This is a genomic window from Exiguobacterium sp. s34, assembly GCF_018617435.1.
GTDB classification, from domain to species: Bacteria; Bacillota; Bacilli; order Exiguobacteriales; family Exiguobacteriaceae; genus Exiguobacterium; species Exiguobacterium aestuarii.
This window is the reverse complement of sequence record NZ_JACSKE010000006.1, coordinates 48702-66386: the sequence shown is the minus strand read 5'-3', so window position 1 is coordinate 66386 and position 17685 is coordinate 48702. Positions and strand designations below refer to the sequence as shown.

Annotated in this window: 17 protein-coding genes and 1 riboswitch; of the genes, 5 read left to right on the top strand and 12 right to left on the bottom strand. The window is 47.3% G+C overall.

The genetic code is table 11. From position 1 onward, the window contains the following. Positions 1 to 67: 67 nt before the first annotated feature. Positions 68 to 430 carry an ArsR/SmtB family transcription factor gene (locus KNO87_RS12745; RefSeq protein WP_214790709.1) on the bottom strand — a complete coding sequence of 121 codons (363 nt, stop codon included), beginning with the start codon at positions 428 to 430 and terminating at the stop codon, positions 68 to 70. A 151-nt stretch (positions 431 to 581) separates the two neighbouring features. Here KNO87_RS12745 and yhfH point away from each other — a divergent pair, with 151 nt between their 5' ends. Next, on the top strand, positions 582 to 740 hold the full coding sequence (yhfH, locus tag KNO87_RS12740) for a protein YhfH (protein ID WP_015880761.1): 159 nt from the start codon (positions 582 to 584) through the stop codon (positions 738 to 740). A 33-nt stretch (positions 741 to 773) separates the two neighbouring features. On the opposite strand, the gene KNO87_RS12735 is transcribed toward yhfH, so the two are convergent. The 3 genes from KNO87_RS12735 to KNO87_RS12725 all read right to left on the bottom strand — a co-directional run bounded on the left by KNO87_RS12735 (position 774) and on the right by KNO87_RS12725 (position 2786). Then, the gene (locus KNO87_RS12735; RefSeq protein WP_214796296.1) at positions 774 to 1115 is read right to left on the bottom strand and encodes a fluoride efflux transporter FluC; all 342 of its coding nucleotides are present in this window, start codon (positions 1113 to 1115) and stop codon (positions 774 to 776) included. Continuing rightward, positions 1112 to 1501, bottom strand: a complete 390-nt coding sequence (crcB, locus tag KNO87_RS12730; RefSeq protein WP_214790713.1) for a fluoride efflux transporter CrcB — start codon at positions 1499 to 1501, stop codon at positions 1112 to 1114. Before crcB ends, KNO87_RS12735 begins: the two co-directional genes overlap by 4 nt. 82 nt (positions 1502 to 1583) lie before the next feature. Next, the gene (locus tag KNO87_RS12725; RefSeq protein ID WP_214796294.1) at positions 1584 to 2786 is read right to left on the bottom strand and encodes an ornithine--oxo-acid transaminase; all 1203 of its coding nucleotides are present in this window, start codon (positions 2784 to 2786) and stop codon (positions 1584 to 1586) included. Between the two features lie 155 nt (positions 2787 to 2941). On the opposite strand from KNO87_RS12725, the gene KNO87_RS12720 reads away from it, so the two are divergent. Next, positions 2942 to 4996 (top strand): sensor domain-containing protein, encoded by a 2055-nt coding sequence (locus tag KNO87_RS12720; RefSeq protein ID WP_214796292.1) that lies wholly within the window; start codon positions 2942 to 2944, stop codon positions 4994 to 4996. 18 nt (positions 4997 to 5014) lie between these two features. On the opposite strand, the gene KNO87_RS12715 is transcribed toward KNO87_RS12720, so the two are convergent. Further along, positions 5015 to 6418 (bottom strand): basic amino acid/polyamine antiporter, encoded by a 1404-nt coding sequence (locus tag KNO87_RS12715; protein WP_214796290.1) that lies wholly within the window; start codon positions 6416 to 6418, stop codon positions 5015 to 5017. A gap of 223 nt (positions 6419 to 6641) precedes the next feature. Between KNO87_RS12715 and KNO87_RS12710 the strand changes: the two genes are divergently transcribed. Continuing rightward, on the top strand, positions 6642 to 8267 hold the full coding sequence (locus tag KNO87_RS12710; protein WP_214796288.1) for a peptide ABC transporter substrate-binding protein: 1626 nt from the start codon (positions 6642 to 6644) through the stop codon (positions 8265 to 8267). A 367-nt stretch (positions 8268 to 8634) separates the two neighbouring features. Here the strand turns inward: KNO87_RS12710 and KNO87_RS12705 are convergent, their stop codons facing one another. The 3 genes from KNO87_RS12705 to ade all read right to left on the bottom strand — a co-directional run bounded on the left by KNO87_RS12705 (position 8635) and on the right by ade (position 12685). Then, positions 8635 to 10227: a Na+/H+ antiporter NhaC family protein gene (locus KNO87_RS12705; protein WP_214796286.1), complete on the bottom strand. Its 1593-nt coding sequence runs from the start codon at positions 10225 to 10227 to the stop codon at positions 8635 to 8637. A gap of 113 nt (positions 10228 to 10340) precedes the next feature. Further along, positions 10341 to 10515: riboswitch (Lysine riboswitch) on the bottom strand. Positions 10516 to 10572: 57 nt separating this feature from the next. Continuing rightward, entirely contained in the window at positions 10573 to 10857 is a 285-nt protein-coding gene (locus KNO87_RS12700; RefSeq protein WP_015880753.1) for a hypothetical protein, read from the bottom strand. A gap of 118 nt (positions 10858 to 10975) precedes the next feature. Continuing rightward, entirely contained in the window at positions 10976 to 12685 is a 1710-nt protein-coding gene (ade, locus tag KNO87_RS12695) for an adenine deaminase (protein ID WP_214796284.1), read from the bottom strand. 119 nt (positions 12686 to 12804) lie between these two features. On the opposite strand from ade, the gene KNO87_RS12690 reads away from it, so the two are divergent. After that, positions 12805 to 13341: a gamma carbonic anhydrase family protein gene (locus KNO87_RS12690; RefSeq protein ID WP_214796283.1), complete on the top strand. Its 537-nt coding sequence runs from the start codon at positions 12805 to 12807 to the stop codon at positions 13339 to 13341. Positions 13342 to 13450: 109 nt separating this feature from the next. After that, a complete protein-coding gene (locus KNO87_RS12685; protein WP_214696806.1) occupies positions 13451 to 13636 on the top strand; it encodes a hypothetical protein in 186 nt (61 codons plus the stop codon). Positions 13637 to 13733: 97 nt separating this feature from the next. Here the strand turns inward: KNO87_RS12685 and KNO87_RS12680 are convergent, their stop codons facing one another. The 4 genes from KNO87_RS12680 to KNO87_RS12665 form a co-directional block, all read right to left on the bottom strand. After that, positions 13734 to 14288: a nitroreductase family protein gene (locus KNO87_RS12680; protein WP_251126826.1), complete on the bottom strand. Its 555-nt coding sequence runs from the start codon at positions 14286 to 14288 to the stop codon at positions 13734 to 13736. Between the two features lie 93 nt (positions 14289 to 14381). Continuing rightward, positions 14382 to 15674, bottom strand: a complete 1293-nt coding sequence (gene lysA / locus KNO87_RS12675) for a diaminopimelate decarboxylase (RefSeq protein WP_214796279.1) — start codon at positions 15672 to 15674, stop codon at positions 14382 to 14384. Continuing rightward, positions 15644 to 16732 carry an alanine racemase gene (alr, locus tag KNO87_RS12670; RefSeq protein ID WP_214796277.1) on the bottom strand — a complete coding sequence of 363 codons (1089 nt, stop codon included), beginning with the start codon at positions 16730 to 16732 and terminating at the stop codon, positions 15644 to 15646. Before alr ends, lysA begins: the two co-directional genes overlap by 31 nt. A gap of 14 nt (positions 16733 to 16746) precedes the next feature. Then, positions 16747 to 17673, bottom strand: a complete 927-nt coding sequence (locus tag KNO87_RS12665; protein ID WP_214796275.1) for a branched-chain amino acid transaminase — start codon at positions 17671 to 17673, stop codon at positions 16747 to 16749. Positions 17674 to 17685: the final 12 nt, after the last annotated feature.

Below are 17685 nucleotides of genomic sequence, written 5' to 3'. Positions count from 1 at the left end.
TAACGCGAAATGAAATACATGACAATAGGTAAAAATGACCGACCCCTTATAGGATCGGTCATGAGATTTAAACGTCTTTCTGTTCTTCACTATGTGCCAACGCAATTTCAACAAGCTGTCTGACGTGTTCATCATCTAAAGAATAATAGACGACCTTCCCATCTTTACGATACTTCACTAGCCCTTGTTCGAGTAACGTCCGAAGATGGTGGGATGCGGTCGCATTCGAATGACCGATGACGGCGGCAACATCACAAACACAAAGTTCATGTTCAAGCGTCAAGACATACAGTACTTTCAAACGAGTCGGGTCAGCGAACGCTTTAAACAGACGACTGACACGTGGAGCGTCTAATTGCGCCAATGCGGTTTGCAGTGTCGGTACATCTTCTGATTGAATCCCAATCGTCTCACATTGGGGTACTTTCATATTCTTCACCTCGTCTTTTTATGTGTATAGTGTAGCAAAAATTCATAAAGATATCTGTTATATATTATAGTTGACTAAATCACCTCTGTTATAATACAATCAATACAACAACCAAAACTGTCAGACAATTTACCGAAGGAGGCATTTTCATATGAATGAATGGGCAAGTCGACTCGAATCATCTGTCGAGTTTTATCAAAAATTACCGGATAAGACATGTCAGGAGTGCGGGAAACATATGGACGAACAGTGCGAGTCATACGAAACGACTTGTGCTTCATGTACAGAAAAGCTTCAACTCGCAGAATAAGACAACACCCCTTCGGCTGAAGGGGTGTTTTGTTTACATCGTCAAACCGATGTAGGCTGCAATTAGGCCGAACAGATAAGTCGTTAGTAAATAGAGACCGAATCGGATCCAATCTTTTGTTGCAAACCGCATCAATTCAAGTTTTAAGGTTGAGAAGGTCGTAAACGATCCGAAAAATCCGACTCCTAAGAAAAGGATGAGTGATTGCTGATCGGTGTGCGCATATAAATAGCCTAAACCAAAAGATCCTATCACATTCACAAACAACGTTGCCCATGGAAAAGTGGAATCAGACCACGTTTTCATGACCTGACCAATTGTGAAGCGGAGAATTGCACCAATGAAGGCGCCGGTCGCAATCCAAACGAACGTCATTCCACTTCACCTCTTGTTGCTTTTGTTCCGATCCGATAGCCAAGCCATGAACTTGATAAACCAAATGTGATGCTGAGGAACACGTATGAAATAGCGAGCAGTACATAACCATTTTCAACTAATTGGATCGTCTCTACACTAAACGTGGAAAACGTGGTAAATGACCCGATCATTCCGGTTCCGACAATCGTAACGAGTTGGGGAGAAAATTTTCCCGTTTGAAGAAATCGATGCGTCATCCATCCTAATAGAAAGCTTCCAATTAAATTGATGAGCAGTGTCGCGACGGGAAACGGGCTCGTCCCGAATGAATCGACGAGTAATCCAAGTCCGTAACGTGCCAATGCTCCAACTGCACCTGCTAATCCAACGTATACGTACAGCATCCAAATTCCTCCTCCACGAAAAAGACACCTGCAACATGCAGGTGTCGATTCAACTGAGGCTATTATACCAAGCTGACGCTGTTTACGAAATAGCTGCCGGAGCAAGAACCGCTTCGATTGCTTCAAACGCTTGGTCGAGTTCTTCTTTCGTGATCACGAGTGGTGGTGCCAATCGAATCACCGTCTCATGCGTTTCTTTGCATAGAAGTCCACGCTCTTTCAATGCCTCACAATAAGGACGAGCCGCTTCTGTCAATTCGATGCCGATGAATAATCCACGACCACGGACATCACGAATCATCGGATTGTCGATTGATTTCAAACGTTCCATGAAATACGTCCCTAACTCTAACGAACGCTCAACAAGTTTCTCTTCTTCTAACACTTCGAGCGCCGCGACCGAGACCGCGGAAGCGAGCGGGTTTCCACCAAACGTTGAGCCGTGCGATCCTGGGTTGAATACGGAAAGAATCTCTTGATCCGCTGCAACGCATGAAATCGGGAAGACACCGCCTCCAAGCGCTTTTCCGAGAATGTACATATCCGGTGTGACATCTTCCCACTCGATCGCAAACCATTTTCCGGAGCGTCCAAGCCCTGACTGAATCTCATCCGCTACGAACAGGACGTTATGTTGTTTACAAAGTTCCGATGCATGTTTCAAGTAACCTTCTGGCGGAATGATGATTCCTGCCTCCCCTTGAATCGGTTCTACGATAAACGCTGCAGTATTCTCTGTGATTGCCGCTTCGAATGCATCGATATCGCCATATGGGACGACTTTGAATCCTGGCAAGAGCGGTCCGAATCCTCGCTGATATTCTGCTTCGGTCGACATCGACACAGCAGCCATTGTCCGTCCATGGAAGTTTCCTGTGCAGACGATGATTTCGGCCTGACCTGGGATCCCTTTCACTTCATATGCCCAACGACGAGCCGTTTTAACAGCTGTCTCGACGGCTTCTGCTCCCGTATTCATCGGTAACACCATTTGTTTTTTTGTAAGCGTTACCACTTTGTCGTAAAAATGTCCGAGTTGATCGTTGTAAAAGGCACGTGACGTCAACGTAATCTTATCCGCCTGATCCTTGAGAGCTTGAATGATTTTCGGATGGCAGTGTCCCTGGTTGACTGCAGAGTATGCACTTAACATATCCATATAGCGATTCCCCTCAGGATCGGTTACCCAAATCCCCTTCGCCTCCGAAATAACAATCGGTAGTGGATGATAGTTGTGCGCCCCGAATTTTTCTGTCAGCTCAATCACATCATGTGTTTTTGACATATTGCTTCCCCCTTATTCAAAACTATCTTACCCTTTCAGTATATGATGTCCCTCTTTCTTTTGACAATGGCGAACTTAAGCATTCCTTGAATTGGCAAAATCAGGTACACTGACATTAGAATATTCATTTAGCATGACAGATTGGAGGAAATGATGTGGCTTCATTGCGTGATTTAAAGGTAGACCAATTCATCGATGCATTGTCTGTACCGTGTTGTTATATTTCCCAAGATGGTACGGTGCTGTTATGGAATACACATGCCGAAGTATTATTTGGCTGGGAACGCGAAGAAGTCCTCCATCAACCGCTTCCTGTCGTTCGGCAGTTGGAACATGCTCTAGAGACATGGACACCGCTACTCCTTCAATATCCATTTTCAACGACGGCGATGACACCGTTTCAACATAAAGATGGATCCGTCATTTATGCGACCGCATACTTGCAATCTTTTTCACTCGAAGGGATTAATGGTTATTTCCTCGCCTTCCTTCCAAAAGGGTTTGGACCGCTCATCAGCACAGAGCAGTTCAACTTGCTTCATCATTTTCAAGAAATGATCAAGCAATCGACCCATTACTTGGCGACGAACGCAAAAGGCAAGATTGTCGATATTAATCCATCATTGTGTCGTTTACTCGATGCAACGGAGCAGCAACTAATCGGACGAAACTGGTTCGAGCTCATTCATGACTCAAACGACCAGGGCTGCATTTCACGTGATGTCTTAAAGTCCTTGGCGACGAATCGGATCTGGAACGGGGAAATGGCAATCTCTTGTAAAGAGCATGACCAGGAACCGTGCTGGCTCAATTTGACCGTTGTTCCGATTATCAGTGACAATTGCGATGTGATTCAGTATACGGCATTCGGGTTTGATGTCTCAGAGAAGAAGCGTCTTGAAAGAGAAGTCCGATTCCTTGCTTATCAAAATGAGTTGACAGGCCTCTTCAATAAGAAAGGGTTTTTACGTCAATACGGTTCGATTCTTCAACAAATTGATGAGCGGGAAGGACTCCTTCACATCGCCTTATTCGATATCGACCGCTTCAAAATCATTAACGAATCATTCGGGTCTCGCGTCGGGAATGAGCTCCTCATTCAAATCAAAGAGCGCGCACTTCACCTCATCCCGGAATCCGCTTTATTGTTCCATCCGACGGGCGGACTGTTCGGCGTCATGTTCTTTGAAGAGTCAAAAGAAGAAGTGTTTCAATCACTTCGCCATCTTCAACATGAGTTGCAACGACCATTCCGAATCTACCATCACTCGATCATGGTCTCGATTTCAGTCGGCTGTGTGTTTTACCCGTCTTCGGCAAGTTCACTCGAGGAACTGTATACACGTGCTGAAAGTGCACTCTTCAAAGGGAAACAGATTGGGGTCGGCACAATACAATTCGTGACAAAAGATATGGATGCTGCCTTCTCAAGACAAATTCATATTGAGAAAGCTTTATACCGCGCACTCGAAGAAAAGCATTTTTATCTCGAGTATCAGCCAAAGTACGAACTTGCGACAGATCGCCTCATCGGCTTCGAAGCACTCCTTCGCTGGCATCACGAAGAATTGGGACAAATCCCACCTTCTGAATTCATTCCGCTCGCAGAAGAGATGGCGCTCATCGTCCCGATCAACAACTGGGTCATTTTAGAGGCGACGAAACAATTGAAGGCGTGGAAAGCTGAATTTGACCAGCCCCTATCGATGGCAATCAATATTTCACCAAATCAGTTCCGGAGCGACAGCTTTTTGAATACACTCCGAAATATTAAGCAACAACTCCAACTCGACACATCAGATGTCATTCTAGAAATTACGGAAAGCTTGGTCATGCAACAGACCGATGAAATCATTGAACGGATGGAGCAAATTAAACGCCTGAACTATCGACTGTCGATTGACGATTTTGGAACAGGATTCTCGTCCTTACAGTATTTAAAATCGTTCCCAGTCGATGAACTCAAGATTGATAAAGTATTTCTCGATGATTGGATGGCATCCAAATCTCACTTACTCGACGTTATCGTTCATCTTGGGAAGAGTTTGAACCTTCACGTCGTGGCCGAAGGCGTCGAGGACGAAGAAATGCTTCATCATTTAAAGTCCACCGAATGTGATTCATTCCAAGGTTACCTATACGCAAGACCGGCTTCTCCAGAGACGATTGAACAATTACTACGGTCATCAAAAAACTCACCGAACGTATAACGCGTCGGTGAGTTTTTCTCATAATGCAATCGATGATGTCCAAAGACCATATATGCCATACGTGGCACATAACAAAATAATGACAGCAATCATCGACTGTGTGCGCGTCAAGAATGGACGTCCCTGTTCTCTTTCGGCTAAAAGGAAGACGAACACACCTGGTGCGTAAAGAATCATCGCAATCAGAACATATTCGATTCCCGATGCATACAACAGCCATGTCGCATATAGCGAAGCAATCGCGGAGACAACCATCATTCTCAACGATGCCGTCCGTTTTGCCTCCATCCATCCATATAGCGCCGAGAATAGATAAGGAACGAGTGCCGCGATCCCTGCGATACTCGACAAGACGAGATACGTCTGCTCCGAGAACAAGGCAACAGCTGTGACGACTTGCGTAAACACTTGTGTGATGAATAGCGCGTTCACTGGGGTGTCGTTGGCATTCAGCCGATTGAACATTTTTGGAAAGACACCATCACGGCTAGCGACATAGGAGATTTCTGTCGCCAAGATTGTCCATCCGAGCAATGCACCTGTCAATGAGACGAGTAAACCGATATTGATCAACGTGGCTCCAAACGGTCCGACGACTGCTTCTAACACGTATGCCATCGACGGTTCTGGTAACGCCGCAAGCTGTTCTTGCGTTAGGACACCGAACGAGAAAATCGAAATCATCATATAAATCAACAACGTACCGATTAAACCAATCACTGTCGCTCGACCCACATCTTTTTTCTCTCGTGCGCGCGAGGATAAGACGACTGCGCCTTCGATTCCCACGAATGCCCAAAGTGTTACGAGCATCGTGGATTTCACTTGTGGAAAAACATCTGCCCAGACAAATCCCGACTCGCCCCAAAAGTCGACTCGGAACGTGTCAATCTGAAACGCAAAAAGGATGAGGACGATGAACAAAAAAATCGGAACGAGCTTCGCAATCGTCGTGACGATATTCAACAAGGCCGCTTCTCTCATTCCGCGGGAAATAAGCCAAAATAATCCCCATACCAAGATGGCACTTACGAACAATCGGAACAATCGGTGTTCTGCCGAGAATATTGGAAAAAAATATGCCAACGTGCTAAAAATCAACGTGATGTTTGCCACTGTACCAATCCAAGCCGACATCCAGTAACCCCATCCACTGTTGAACCCGACAAATTTGCCGAACCCTTCGCGCGCGTAGGCGTAAATACCGCCTTCTAACTCCGGACGTGTGTCTGCTAAAAACTGAAAGACGAAGGCAAGCATGATCATGCCGATGCCCGTAATCCCCCACCCAATTAAAACAGGTCCTACTCCTGCGCCTTGCGCCATGGCACCTGGAAGATTAAAGGCACCTCCGCCAATCATTGTCCCGACGACCATGGCCGCGAGACCGAAAAAGCCGATTCCGGCTGAATGTTGTTTCAAATTAACGCCTCCACTACTCTATAACCTTGCCGAATAACTATACAAAGATACTGTATAATCATTCGTTGATTTTTCTATTCTACTTCCTAAAAGGATTGATGGATAGGTATTCTAAATAAGTTTATATTTTCGAATAATTTGAAAAATTCCATTGCATATTCATCCGAGATGTAGTTTAATTACAACATATTCTAAATTATCAGAATTTTCGGGAGGTTGAAACATGCGTAACAAGAAATGGCTAGCTTTATCGGGGGTCGCATTATTGGCGACGGCAGCTTGTAGTACAGGGGACGACTCATCGAGTTCGGAGGATTCATCTTCTGGCGATGCTAAAAAAGAAATTACAATGGTATCGGCGACAGATTTGCCACAGCTCGATCCGACTCTTACGACAGACTCGACATCGATCATCGTGACGAACAACGTGTTCGAAGGGTTATATCGTCTAGACGAGAACAACCAACCGACACCAGGAATCGCTGAAGATGTCGAAGTATCCGAGGATGGACTTACATACACGTTCAAGCTACGTGACGCGAACTGGTCAGACGGCTCACCTATCACAGCTGAAGACTTTGTCTACTCTTGGAAACGCGCACTCAATCCAGAAACAGGTGCAGAGTATGCGTATATCCTTCAAGACTTAAAAAATGCAAACAAAATCCTTGCAGGCGAAGCGTCTCTTGACGATCTCGGTGCGAAAGCAATCGACGAGAAGACACTTGAAGTTCAGTTGGAAGCACCAGCACCATATTTCTTAGGATTGACTGGTTTCCCAACATACATGCCACAAAAGCAAGAGTACGTTGAAGAACAGGGCGAAGAATTCGCAACTTCGGTCGACAAGACGCTCTATAACGGTCCTTATGTGTTAAGCGAATGGCAAGACAATGCAGGTTGGGTTTATAAGAAAAACCCAGAGTATTGGGATGCCGAAAACGTGAAGATGGATACGATCAACGTAAAAGTCGTAAAAGACGTGTCGACAGGTGTCAACTTGTTCGAGTCTGGTGAAGCAGACTATACACTCCTCTCTTCTGAGTTCGTTCCACAATTTGAAGATAGCGATGAGTTCAAGACACGTGCCGATGCACGAATCAACTTCCTCCGCTTCAACCAAAAAAACGAAGCGCTTCAAAACGTCAACATCCGTGAAGCACTCGCAAAAGGTTTTGATAAGCAAAGTGTGACTGATGTCATCTTGACAGACGGTTCACAACCAGCAAACTATATCGTGGCGAAAGACTTCACGTTCACGGAAGACGGCGCTGATTTCCGTGAGAAACACCCAGACCTTCTCAGCTACAATGTCGATGAAGCGAAAGCTGCTTGGGAAAAAGGACTTGAAGAGCTAGGCGTCGAAACAATCGAGCTCGAGTTCCTCTCGCGTGACGAAGAAGCCTTCAAGAAAGTCAATGAGTTCATCAAAGGTGAACTCGAGAAGAACTTGCCTGGTTTGACGCTCAACATCAAACAGCAACCGTTCAAAAACTTCCTTGATCTCGAAGGAAAAGGTGAATATGACGTTTCTGCCGCTGGTTGGGGCCCTGACTATCAAGATCCAATGACATACCTTGATATGTGGGTTACAGACGGACCATTCAACCGTATGGAGTATTCAAACGACGAGTATGATCAGTTGATTCAATCTGCGAAGAAAGAAGCCGATCAGATGAAGCGTTGGGAAACAATGCAAGAAGCTGAACGTATCCTTCTTGAAGAAGACTTCGCAATCGCTCCAATTTACCAAAAAGGTGAAGCATACTTAGAGCGTTCAAACATCGAGAACATGTACCGTCACCCGTTCGGTGCCGATGCAAGCTTCAAATGGCTTGACGTCAAATAATAATAAAACATCCTTGATACCGATACGGTTCAAGGATGTTTTTCTGTCATGAAAGGGGCTTCAACTTATGAAGAGTTGGACACTTTGGCTCACCCTATTTGCTATTGTAATCTGCACCCTTAATATTGTTGGATTTGATGACAAGAACATCCTATTATTCTTGAGCTCGCCTCCGTTCTGGCTGCTCGAGACACCCTGGTTTTCCTCACACATCATCCACCCAACTTCTTTGCCACAGTTCTCACTGTATATCATGACAGTTTCCTTCTGGTTTATTCTCGGTAGACTGCTCGACCGTCTCACTTATACAGTGACGACCGCACATAAAAAATGACTTCCATCAACCGATGGAAGTCATTTTCATCTATTAAGCCTCACGCTCTGCGCGAAGTTCAGCAGGTACTTTGCCACGTTTTGAAATCACTTGTGCGATTGCAACCAATACGACAAACGAGAGCAATGCCGCGAAGAACCCGATCCAAATCGATGCTGTGATTCCGAGCACCAAATATCCGATTGCTGAGACGACTGCCGCGAGAATCGCGTATGGCAACTGTGTCAACACGTGATCGATGTGGTGCGAACCTGCACCGGTCGAACTGAGAATCGTTGTATCCGAGATTGGTGAACAGTGGTCACCGAACACCGCACCGGCCAATACAGCAGCAAGTGATGCGAGGAGAAGCTCTGGTTCAACCGCCATGATCAAGTCTGCCCCGATCGGAAGCATCAAACCAAACGTTCCCCAACTCGTCCCAGTCGAGAATGCCATGATACCCGCAATCAAGAAGAGAAGTAGCGGCAAGTAAGAAGCGGCAATTGTATCTGTAACGAAGCTCGCCAAGTATTCACCGGTCTTCATATCACTAATGACTGCGATGATTGTCCAAGCAAACAAGAGGATGAGAACAGCCGGCCACATCGCACGGACGCCTTCCCATGCTGCTTTACCATAATCACGTGCCGGGATTTTACGTCCGACAAGTAGAAGGAATGCGACAATCAAACTGATGACAACACCCGCGACGAGTGAGCGTGTCACGTCTGTCGATTCGAACGCCCCAATCAATGAGAAATCTTGACCGTCTGCAGCCAGTGCTTGACCACCTGTATAAAGCATCGCTGATACTGTCGCAATGATGAGCGTAATGATTGGAACGATTAAATCACGAACTTTTCCGCCTTCATGTTCATGCAAGTCTTCGCTCATACCCATCGGCTTCCCTTTTGCCGAATCATACAATTCACCTTGAAGGGCACGAAGTTCATGTGTGCGCATCGGGCCGATGGCAAGTCCAGTGAAGGCGACATACGCTGTCAACAAGAGTGCGAAGACGGCATAGAAGTTCATCGGAATGATTTGAATGAATGCAGAGAACGATGAGTAACTATCAATCGAATATTTCGTCAAAATCCCAGCGATGATGGCGATGATGTACGCACCCCAACTTGAAAGCGGGCTGATGACACAGACAGGTGCTGCCGTTGAGTCAATCGTGTACGCAAGTTTCGCGCGCGAGATATTTTTACGGTCCGTAAGCGGACGACTGATATTCCCAACTGCCAAACTGTTGAAGTAGTCATCGATAAAGATCAAAATACCAAGTCCAAACGATACGAGACGCGCACCGCGTGCTGTCTTGACGTTCGCAGCAGCCCATTCACCGAATGCGCGTGCACCACCTGACGTTTGAATGATTGACGATAAAATCCCGAGCAAGAGCAAGAATGCAATCAACAAAACGTTCCATTCATTGACGGCTCCGTCCGACCAGAATAAAGCGATAATGTTCGACCATAAGTATTGAATCGAATCAAGCGGATTGAAGCTATGCAAGAGAAGTACCCCTGCGACAATCCCGACACCGAGTGATGGGATAACCTTTCTTGTTGTAATTGCCATAATAATTGCGAGTAATGCCGGTACGAGTGAAAGTACCGAAGTTGAATAATCTACCATGCTGAATTCCTCCTTTTTTAATTAGGATGAGGCCCCCCTATGCTTAAAAAAACGCAAAGCGAGGGCATCGGCAACAAAGCCGACACCCTCGCTGGATGTTCCGTCTTTCTTAGCCGACTTGGAGCGCTCCATACGTAAATATGTATGGCAGTCCGACGGGTATTTCCCGTCAGCCCAGCACAACCCCACGGACATGGTGTTGCACTTCGGCGATCCTGCCTTTTTGTAGTCCTCATCGTTGTCATCCTCCGACTACTTACTCATCAGCATCGCACCTCTACCTCATCGATAGCACGAATATTCATTTAAAGTTACGTCTAAATTATCACAAGTTGACGTCACATATCAATAGTTTTTTTCATCACGAATGATTCGTTTCAAAACAGCAAGTGCTTCTTGGTCATTCGTCTCTACGGCTTTAAAGAAGTCGTTGAAGAAGTGATACAACACGAATCGGTCAGCGTGAGACTTCGTCTGTTCTTTAATTGTAGAGAAGATGAGGCGCCGCAGACGTCGTTTCGTCTGTGTTTCTTCTGGCAGTTCTTCGCATCGGTCCTTGAAAGCACGATATACAGAATTGATCAATTCCTCATGTTCATCATACGACCGATTGTAAGCAACTTGTTCCATCTGTAATATCCCCCCTTTCAAATTTGACCCGATGAAACTTGTCGTAACTATACCAACTTCCAGTCAGGCATTCAATCGTTATCGACCGTTCTTAACAAAAATCATACGTTAGACCGAGTCAAGTGTTGATGAATGAGAAGGTCGTCACGTCGAACAATCCCATATCGGTCAATTTCAAATCTGGAATGACCGGTAAGGCAAGGAATGACATCGTCAAGTACGGATTGAAATGACGGTGTGCCCCGACAACATCGAGCGCATCGTTTAGCTGTTCGAGAATATCTGCCACCTCACGGTAAGGGCGTTTCGTCATCAAACCACCGATTTCAAGCGGGAGCACGGCGAGCACTTCCCCTTCCGATACAGCGACGACCCCACCGCCTACTTTTTCAAGCGTTCTCGCTGCGAGCAACATATCTTCCGGGCTGACCCCAGCGATGACCAAGTTGTGACTGTCATGGGCTACCGTAGCCGCAAGTGCACCTCGTTTCAACCCGAATCCTGTAACGGGAGCAAGCGCCATGTGACCTGTTCCGTGATGACGTTCGATGACAGCAAGCGTTGCGATATCCTGTGCTAAATCTGCGCCTGATGCATCCGGTTGGAACGTGAGACGTTGTCGTTTCGTCAACAAGCTGTTCGGAAGCACTTGAATGACATCCACTTCCTCTTCGCTAGGGGCAAGTCGGAACGAGTCAGCCGTCAATTCAGGTAACTCGAGTTCGCCTTTCATCGGTTTTGGCACTTCAATTCCTTCAGCATCAAATGTCGCATTCCCTGCTTCGGCGACGAGTGTACCGTTGACATACACTTGTTCGATTTTTACCGATTCGACGTCTGACAAGATGACGAAGTTCGCTTTCTTGCCAGGTGCGATGGCACCAATTTCCTTTAACCCGTAGGCTTCTGCGGCGTGTAAACTCGCTATCGCATAGGCCGTCTCTGGTTTGACCCCTTGCTTGATCGCCGTACGAATGTTGTAGTCAATCCCACCTTCCGCGACTAAATCATCCAAATGTTTATCGTCTGTACAGAAGAGGAAGCGATGGGCGTTGCTCTCTGTCACGGCAAGACTGACCTTCTCCACGTTCCGAGCGACAGAACCTTCCCGAATTTGAACGTAGAATCCACGTCGTACCCGTTCAATCGCCTCTTCTGCTGTCGTACATTCATGATCCGTCATGATTCCTGCTGAACGATATACGTTCAATTGATCAGGGTTGAGACCTGAAGCATGTCCATCCACGACTTTGCCCGCTTGTTCCGTCTGTGCGATCTTTTGAAGCATGTCTTCGCTTCCTGCTTCGACCGATGGATAGTCCATGACCTCACCCAATCCATGGACACCGGGATCTCCTAGAAACGGCGCCAAGTCCTCTGCATACAATTTTGCACCTGCATGTTCAAACGGCGTCGCCGGCACACAGCTTGGTAACATCATCCGGACGTCGAGTGGAAGGCCTTTCGCATCCGCTAACATATACTCAATTCCAAGTGCCCCGTTCACGTTCGCAATCTCATGCGGGTCCGCAATGACTGTCGTGACACCGAGTGGCAAGACCGCCTTCGCAAACTCATGTGGCGGGACCATCGACGATTCGATATGGACGTGCGAATCGATGAAGGACGGGGCAAGCGTCCAAGTTGGATCATGATATTCGACCTCTCCATCGTATCCATCCCCAATTGCCACAATATACCCAGCATCGATGGCGACGTCCGTACGAATCGTCTCACGACTGTACACGTCAATCACAGCGACGTCTTTAAAGACGACGGCCGCTTTCTTTTTCTTTGCGGCGATGTCAATCAAATGTTGTTTCTCCATCTCTCGATCTCCTTATTCAACGTATTTTAACTATCTTACCAAGAATATTCTTTTCGTTGCAATTTCTTTTTCAAGTTGTGCGACAATGATAGCATATCGATCTGAAAGGGGTTACAACGATGCAATATAAACTAGGAGAACTGACACCACACGTCGACCCGACGACTTATCTCGCACCAGGAGCACATGTGATTGGAGATGTGACGATTGGGGCGCACTCGGGGGTATGGTTCAATACCGTCATCCGTGGAGATGAAGGTCCGATTCAAATCGGTGCTTATGTGAATATTCAGGACGGTTCGATGATCCATCAATATGAAGGGTCGCCGACAATCATCCATGACCGTGTCTCAATCGGTCACATGGCGATGATTCATGGCTGTGAGATCGAGGAGGATTGCCTCATTGGGATGCACGCTACTGTGCTCGATGGTGCCAAGATTGGGAAAGGATCATTCGTAGCTGCGGGTGCTCTCGTCACACCAAATATGCAAATTCCTGAAGGGGTAATGGTAATGGGCGTCCCCGCAAAAGTTGTTCGTCCATTGAATGACGAGGATCGTTTCATCATGGAGAGAACCGTTAAGAAGTACGCGAAACGCGCCGAACAATATAAACAGACGTGTGTGCCCTTAAGCGAAACGCACAGTTTGTGAAAGCGTTTACAAGATTCATAAAATGTTAACGTTTCTCTCGAATTTTCTACACAGTTCCTTTGTATACTGATGATGTAGCCAAGCTGACGTATTGAAAGGAGCCCACTCTATGTATCCGAACCACGATCAACTCATGTTAGATTTGTACGCTTCATCGATTAACCCAAGTTATGGTCTTCATATCGATGACTCTTTCGATGACACGCTCCATGGTGCACATCGTGAGGTTTGGGAACGCATGCATTTGGATAATAGTAGAGAAGAAGATTCTAAAAATGGAGGAACGGCTGGATGATTCCAACACCTGTAATTCAAGATTGGCTCGCAACTAAATTAAAAAAATAAACGATATATAGATGAAGCGAGCGAGGGTGATCCCCACGCTCGCTTTTTTATTCGAAAATGGTCAGATGTGCATCAATCGGTTGCCGTGCTTTTGGTGTCGGAATGTCCCCGGTGTCATATTTCCCGATTTGCAGAAGACCGATAAATGTTTCTCCTTCTGCTCCAATCATTTCCTTCAAACGCGCATCGTCAAATAGCCCACCTGTACGCCAGACCATCCCGATTTCACGTTCACTGAACAAAAGTTGAACATTTTGAATAAATGTCGCCGTCGCGAGCATCGCATCCCGATTTCCTTTATCCGTCTCAAATCGTTTTGCCGTCACATACATACACGTGGCGGCATTTAAGATTCGTCCTGTCACCTTTTCACGTTGGCCTTCTGACGCCTCCGTGAAGGCTGGCTCGAGCGCGTCGAGTAATACCTGTTTCCCATCCCCATTGAACACGTACACGTTCCATGGCTCGATCTTATTATGAAACGGTGCGTGATGTGCCGATTGCAACACCTCATAGAGCACTTTCGTATCGATCGGTTCTTCCTTGAAAATCCGAACCGTCCGTCTTTCCTCAATTAATTGTTGTGCTGCTGTCTTTGTCATGACCGTCACTTCCCCTTCTTTTCTCTCCTCTATCATAATTGAAAAACGTTCTCATTTCAAAATCAAAAAAAGACTACAGATGACTCTGTAGCCTTAAATCGATTGTCCAATAACCTCACATGCCACCAAATCTTCAAACGTTTGGCGACGTACGACAAGGCGGTGATTCCCATCCTTGACGAAAACAACTGCGGGACGAAGCATTTGGTTATAGTTGCTCGCCATCGAGAAATTGTACGCTCCCGTTGCTTTGACGAGTAACAAATCACCCGGCGTGACCGAAGGAATCAAGGAGCGGTTCGAGATAATATCCCCCGACTCACAGCACGCTCCGACAATTTTCGCCTCGAGCGTCTTCTCTTCATTCATCCGAGTCGCTGCCACGACTTCGTATTCCGCGTCATATAGCGCCGGGCGAATGTTATCCGTCATCCCCCCATCGACGGACACAAACGTGCGTACGCCATTCACTTCTTTGACGGTTCCTACTTCATACAGTGTGGCACCGGCATTGGCAACGAGCCAACGGCCTGGCTCAATCCCGATTTTTGGGAGTGGCAACTCACGAGCCTCTACCTCGTCGATTAACGTTTCCATCACCCGCTCCATCGTCTGTGCGAAGTCGAGACGCTCGTCTTCGTCTAAGTAAGCGACACCGAAGCCACCACCGATGTTCAGCACATCCGTCGTATAGCCCGTCTCCTGACGAATCGTATCCATGAACCGTACCATCGTCTTCACCGTATTGATGAAGAGGGTCGGATCTTGAATTTGAGAGCCGACATGACAGTGAATCCCCTTCAACTGTAAATGTTCCGCTTCTAACGTCGCACGAACCGCATCTAAATACGTATCGTCATGCGTCGGGAAACCGAATTTTGTATCAACTCCACCCGTTTGAATCGCCGCATGAGCACCTCCAACAACTTGAGGCACGATGCGGAGAAGGACATCGACTTCACGATTGTATTCAGCCGCAAGTCCTGACAAGAGGCTGATTTCACGCATGTTGTCGATGGTAAAGTGTGTAATCCCCTGTTCGAGCGCGAACGTGATGTCAAGGATCGTCTTGTTCGACCCGTGGACGTGAATGCGCTCCGCCGGTACACCGGCATGCAGTGCCACGTACATTTCACCCCGTGAGACGACGTCGACACTTAATCCTGCCGCCATCACTTTTTCATACACGGCCGCAATCGATAATGCTTTTGACGCGTACAACGCATATGTGTTCGGATACTTGTCTAGAAACGCGTCTTGAACGATCCCAAGGCGACGCTCTAGTTCTGGCTCACTCATCATATATAAAGGTGTCCCGTACGTCGCTTGAAGTTCACGGACGGACACGCCTTCGATCAAACATTCTGATTGATTGGTGGTGTACATACAATTCCTCCTTCAAAGCGATGTGGGACACGCCACGAACGGGCACAGAGCTGTTCTGAGTTGTTGGCATAGCCAACGCGTGTCACGTCATCGATTTTCGTTTCTATGCCATACAACGTCACACGGTCGCCGATCTGCACATTCTCGTCGACTTTGATGAAGCTATGGCTCATAAAGATGTTGCTGACGAACGGATAGGCTTTCCCGTCAATATGAACAGGCAAGTGACGTCTCGCCCGCATCAATCCATCTCCGTATCCGACCGGAAGTACGGCGATGCGTTCCTTCGTTTCGGCTGTGTATCCCGTCCCATATCCGACATGAGCCCCCGCTTCAATGTCATGGACCGCGACCACTTCCGTCTCCCAATAGAAAGCAGGAACTAACCATTCAACCGGTTCGACCGATGAATAGCCATATAAGAAGATCCCGACACGTACATGTGTGCAATGATGCAGACGCGAATCGTCTTGAAGCGTGGCCGCACTGTTCGCTGCATGGATCAATTCAAACGTATGACGTTCCATCAATCGTGTCGACCAATCAGCAAACCGTTCGACTTGAACGCTGTGCTCGACTTCCGCATTGTCTGCGTCCGCGAGCGGGAAGTGCGTACATAATCCGACGAGGTTCAGTCCTTCATTTTGACAGAAAGCGACGATTTGTAGTGCTTCTTCAAACGTTTTAGCACCGAATCGGTTCATCCCGACATCTAGTTTTAGATGCAGACGAACGCCATCGAGATGCTCTCGCTGTGAGACGAGCCACTCATATGACCCGATGGCGACGTCAAAATCGTGGGCATGCACGTGTTGCCACGTATAGACCGGGTTCATGACGAGGACACGAGCCGATTGCGCATACGTCCGAACCTCGATCGCTTCTTCGATTGTTGTCACCATGAAGTGACGGACCCCTTCATCATACAAAGTCGTCACAACTGGCTCCATCCCTAGGTTATAGGCGTTGTTTTTCACGACTGCAAACACGGGGCGCCCGAGCGCTTCAATCCGACGTTTGTTCTCGCGAATCGCATTCAAGTCAATTGTGACTCCCATCGTTCAAAACTCCTTTACTCTTTAACTGCTGATTTCACGAACGTGACCCAATCGCGGTGTTCCGGAAGTTGTCCTGTCACGGCCTCACGATAACGTGTCAACATTTCTGTCGCAACCTTCTGGATGCCTCCACCAATCGAGATGTGGTCGACCTCGATGACGCTCGTCACTTCGGCTGCCGTTCCCGTCAAGAAAATCTCATCGGCTACATATAACTCATCGCGCCCGATGTGACGTTCTACGACTTCATAACCTCCATCACGCGCAAGTTGCATGACCGTCTGACGCGTGATGCCATCGAGTACGGAACAATCGAGTGACGGTGTCGTGATCGTCTTCCCTTTGACGAGGAAGATGTTCGCGACACTCGCCTCGCTGACGTTTCCGTTCATATCGAGGGCAATCGCTTCATCAAATCCGTCACGAAGTGCCTCTCCTTTTAGTAACTGTGAGTTCATATAGTTCGATGCTGCTTTCGCTTGCATCGGCATCATTGTCGAAGACACACGGCGATATGAAGCTACTTTTGCCCGAATCCCAACTGTTTTACTGAAATATTCACCGAGCGGCCAGCACGAGATGGCAACGTGTACCTTCGTTTCTGCTGTCGGCATAAGCGCCTGCCAAGGTGTTCCGAGGAAGACGAACGGGCGGATATAACATGCTTCAAATCCGTTTCGCTCAATCAATTCCATCGTAGCTTGTTCGAGTTCATCTACCGTATAAGGTAGCGTGACGTGGTAGTATGCACACGAGCGAACGAGTCGCTCCAAGTGTTCACGTAAGCGGAAGATGGCTGGGCCTTCCTCCGTGTGATACGCGCGAATCCCTTCAAAGAACCCACTTCCGTAATGAATCGCGTGTGTCATGATACTCGTGTTTGCGTCAGTCGGCTCAATCCAAGCCCCGTCTTTCCACATCCATTGTCCATACTGTTCCATAATGCAACTCTC

Excerpts from the sequence above, each read along its gene's own strand:
- KNO87_RS12680 (WP_251126826.1), bottom strand. The coding sequence starts at position 14,288 with ATGACAAAGACAGCAGCACAACAATTAATTGAGGAAAGACGGACGGTT.
- alr (WP_214796277.1), bottom strand. The coding sequence starts at position 16,732 with ATGGGAGTCACAATTGACTTGAATGCGATTCGCGAGAACAAACGTCGG.
- KNO87_RS12710 (WP_214796288.1), top strand. The coding sequence starts at position 6,642 with ATGCGTAACAAGAAATGGCTAGCTTTATCGGGGGTCGCATTATTGGCG.
- KNO87_RS12725 (WP_214796294.1), bottom strand. The coding sequence starts at position 2,786 with ATGTCAAAAACACATGATGTGATTGAGCTGACAGAAAAATTCGGGGCG.
- lysA (WP_214796279.1), bottom strand. The coding sequence starts at position 15,674 with ATGTACACCACCAATCAATCAGAATGTTTGATCGAAGGCGTGTCCGTC.
- KNO87_RS12690 (WP_214796283.1), top strand. The coding sequence starts at position 12,805 with ATGCAATATAAACTAGGAGAACTGACACCACACGTCGACCCGACGACT.
- KNO87_RS12665 (WP_214796275.1), bottom strand. The coding sequence starts at position 17,673 with ATGGAACAGTATGGACAATGGATGTGGAAAGACGGGGCTTGGATTGAG.
- KNO87_RS12700 (WP_015880753.1), bottom strand. The coding sequence starts at position 10,857 with ATGGAACAAGTTGCTTACAATCGGTCGTATGATGAACATGAGGAATTG.
- KNO87_RS12745 (WP_214790709.1), bottom strand. The coding sequence starts at position 430 with ATGAAAGTACCCCAATGTGAGACGATTGGGATTCAATCAGAAGATGTA.
- crcB (WP_214790713.1), bottom strand. The coding sequence starts at position 1,501 with ATGCTGTACGTATACGTTGGATTAGCAGGTGCAGTTGGAGCATTGGCA.
- KNO87_RS12705 (WP_214796286.1), bottom strand. The coding sequence starts at position 10,227 with ATGGTAGATTATTCAACTTCGGTACTTTCACTCGTACCGGCATTACTC.
- yhfH (WP_015880761.1), top strand. The coding sequence starts at position 582 with ATGAATGAATGGGCAAGTCGACTCGAATCATCTGTCGAGTTTTATCAA.
- KNO87_RS12685 (WP_214696806.1), top strand. The coding sequence starts at position 13,451 with ATGTATCCGAACCACGATCAACTCATGTTAGATTTGTACGCTTCATCG.
- ade (WP_214796284.1), bottom strand. The coding sequence starts at position 12,685 with ATGGAGAAACAACATTTGATTGACATCGCCGCAAAGAAAAAGAAAGCG.
- KNO87_RS12735 (WP_214796296.1), bottom strand. The coding sequence starts at position 1,115 with ATGACGTTCGTTTGGATTGCGACCGGCGCCTTCATTGGTGCAATTCTC.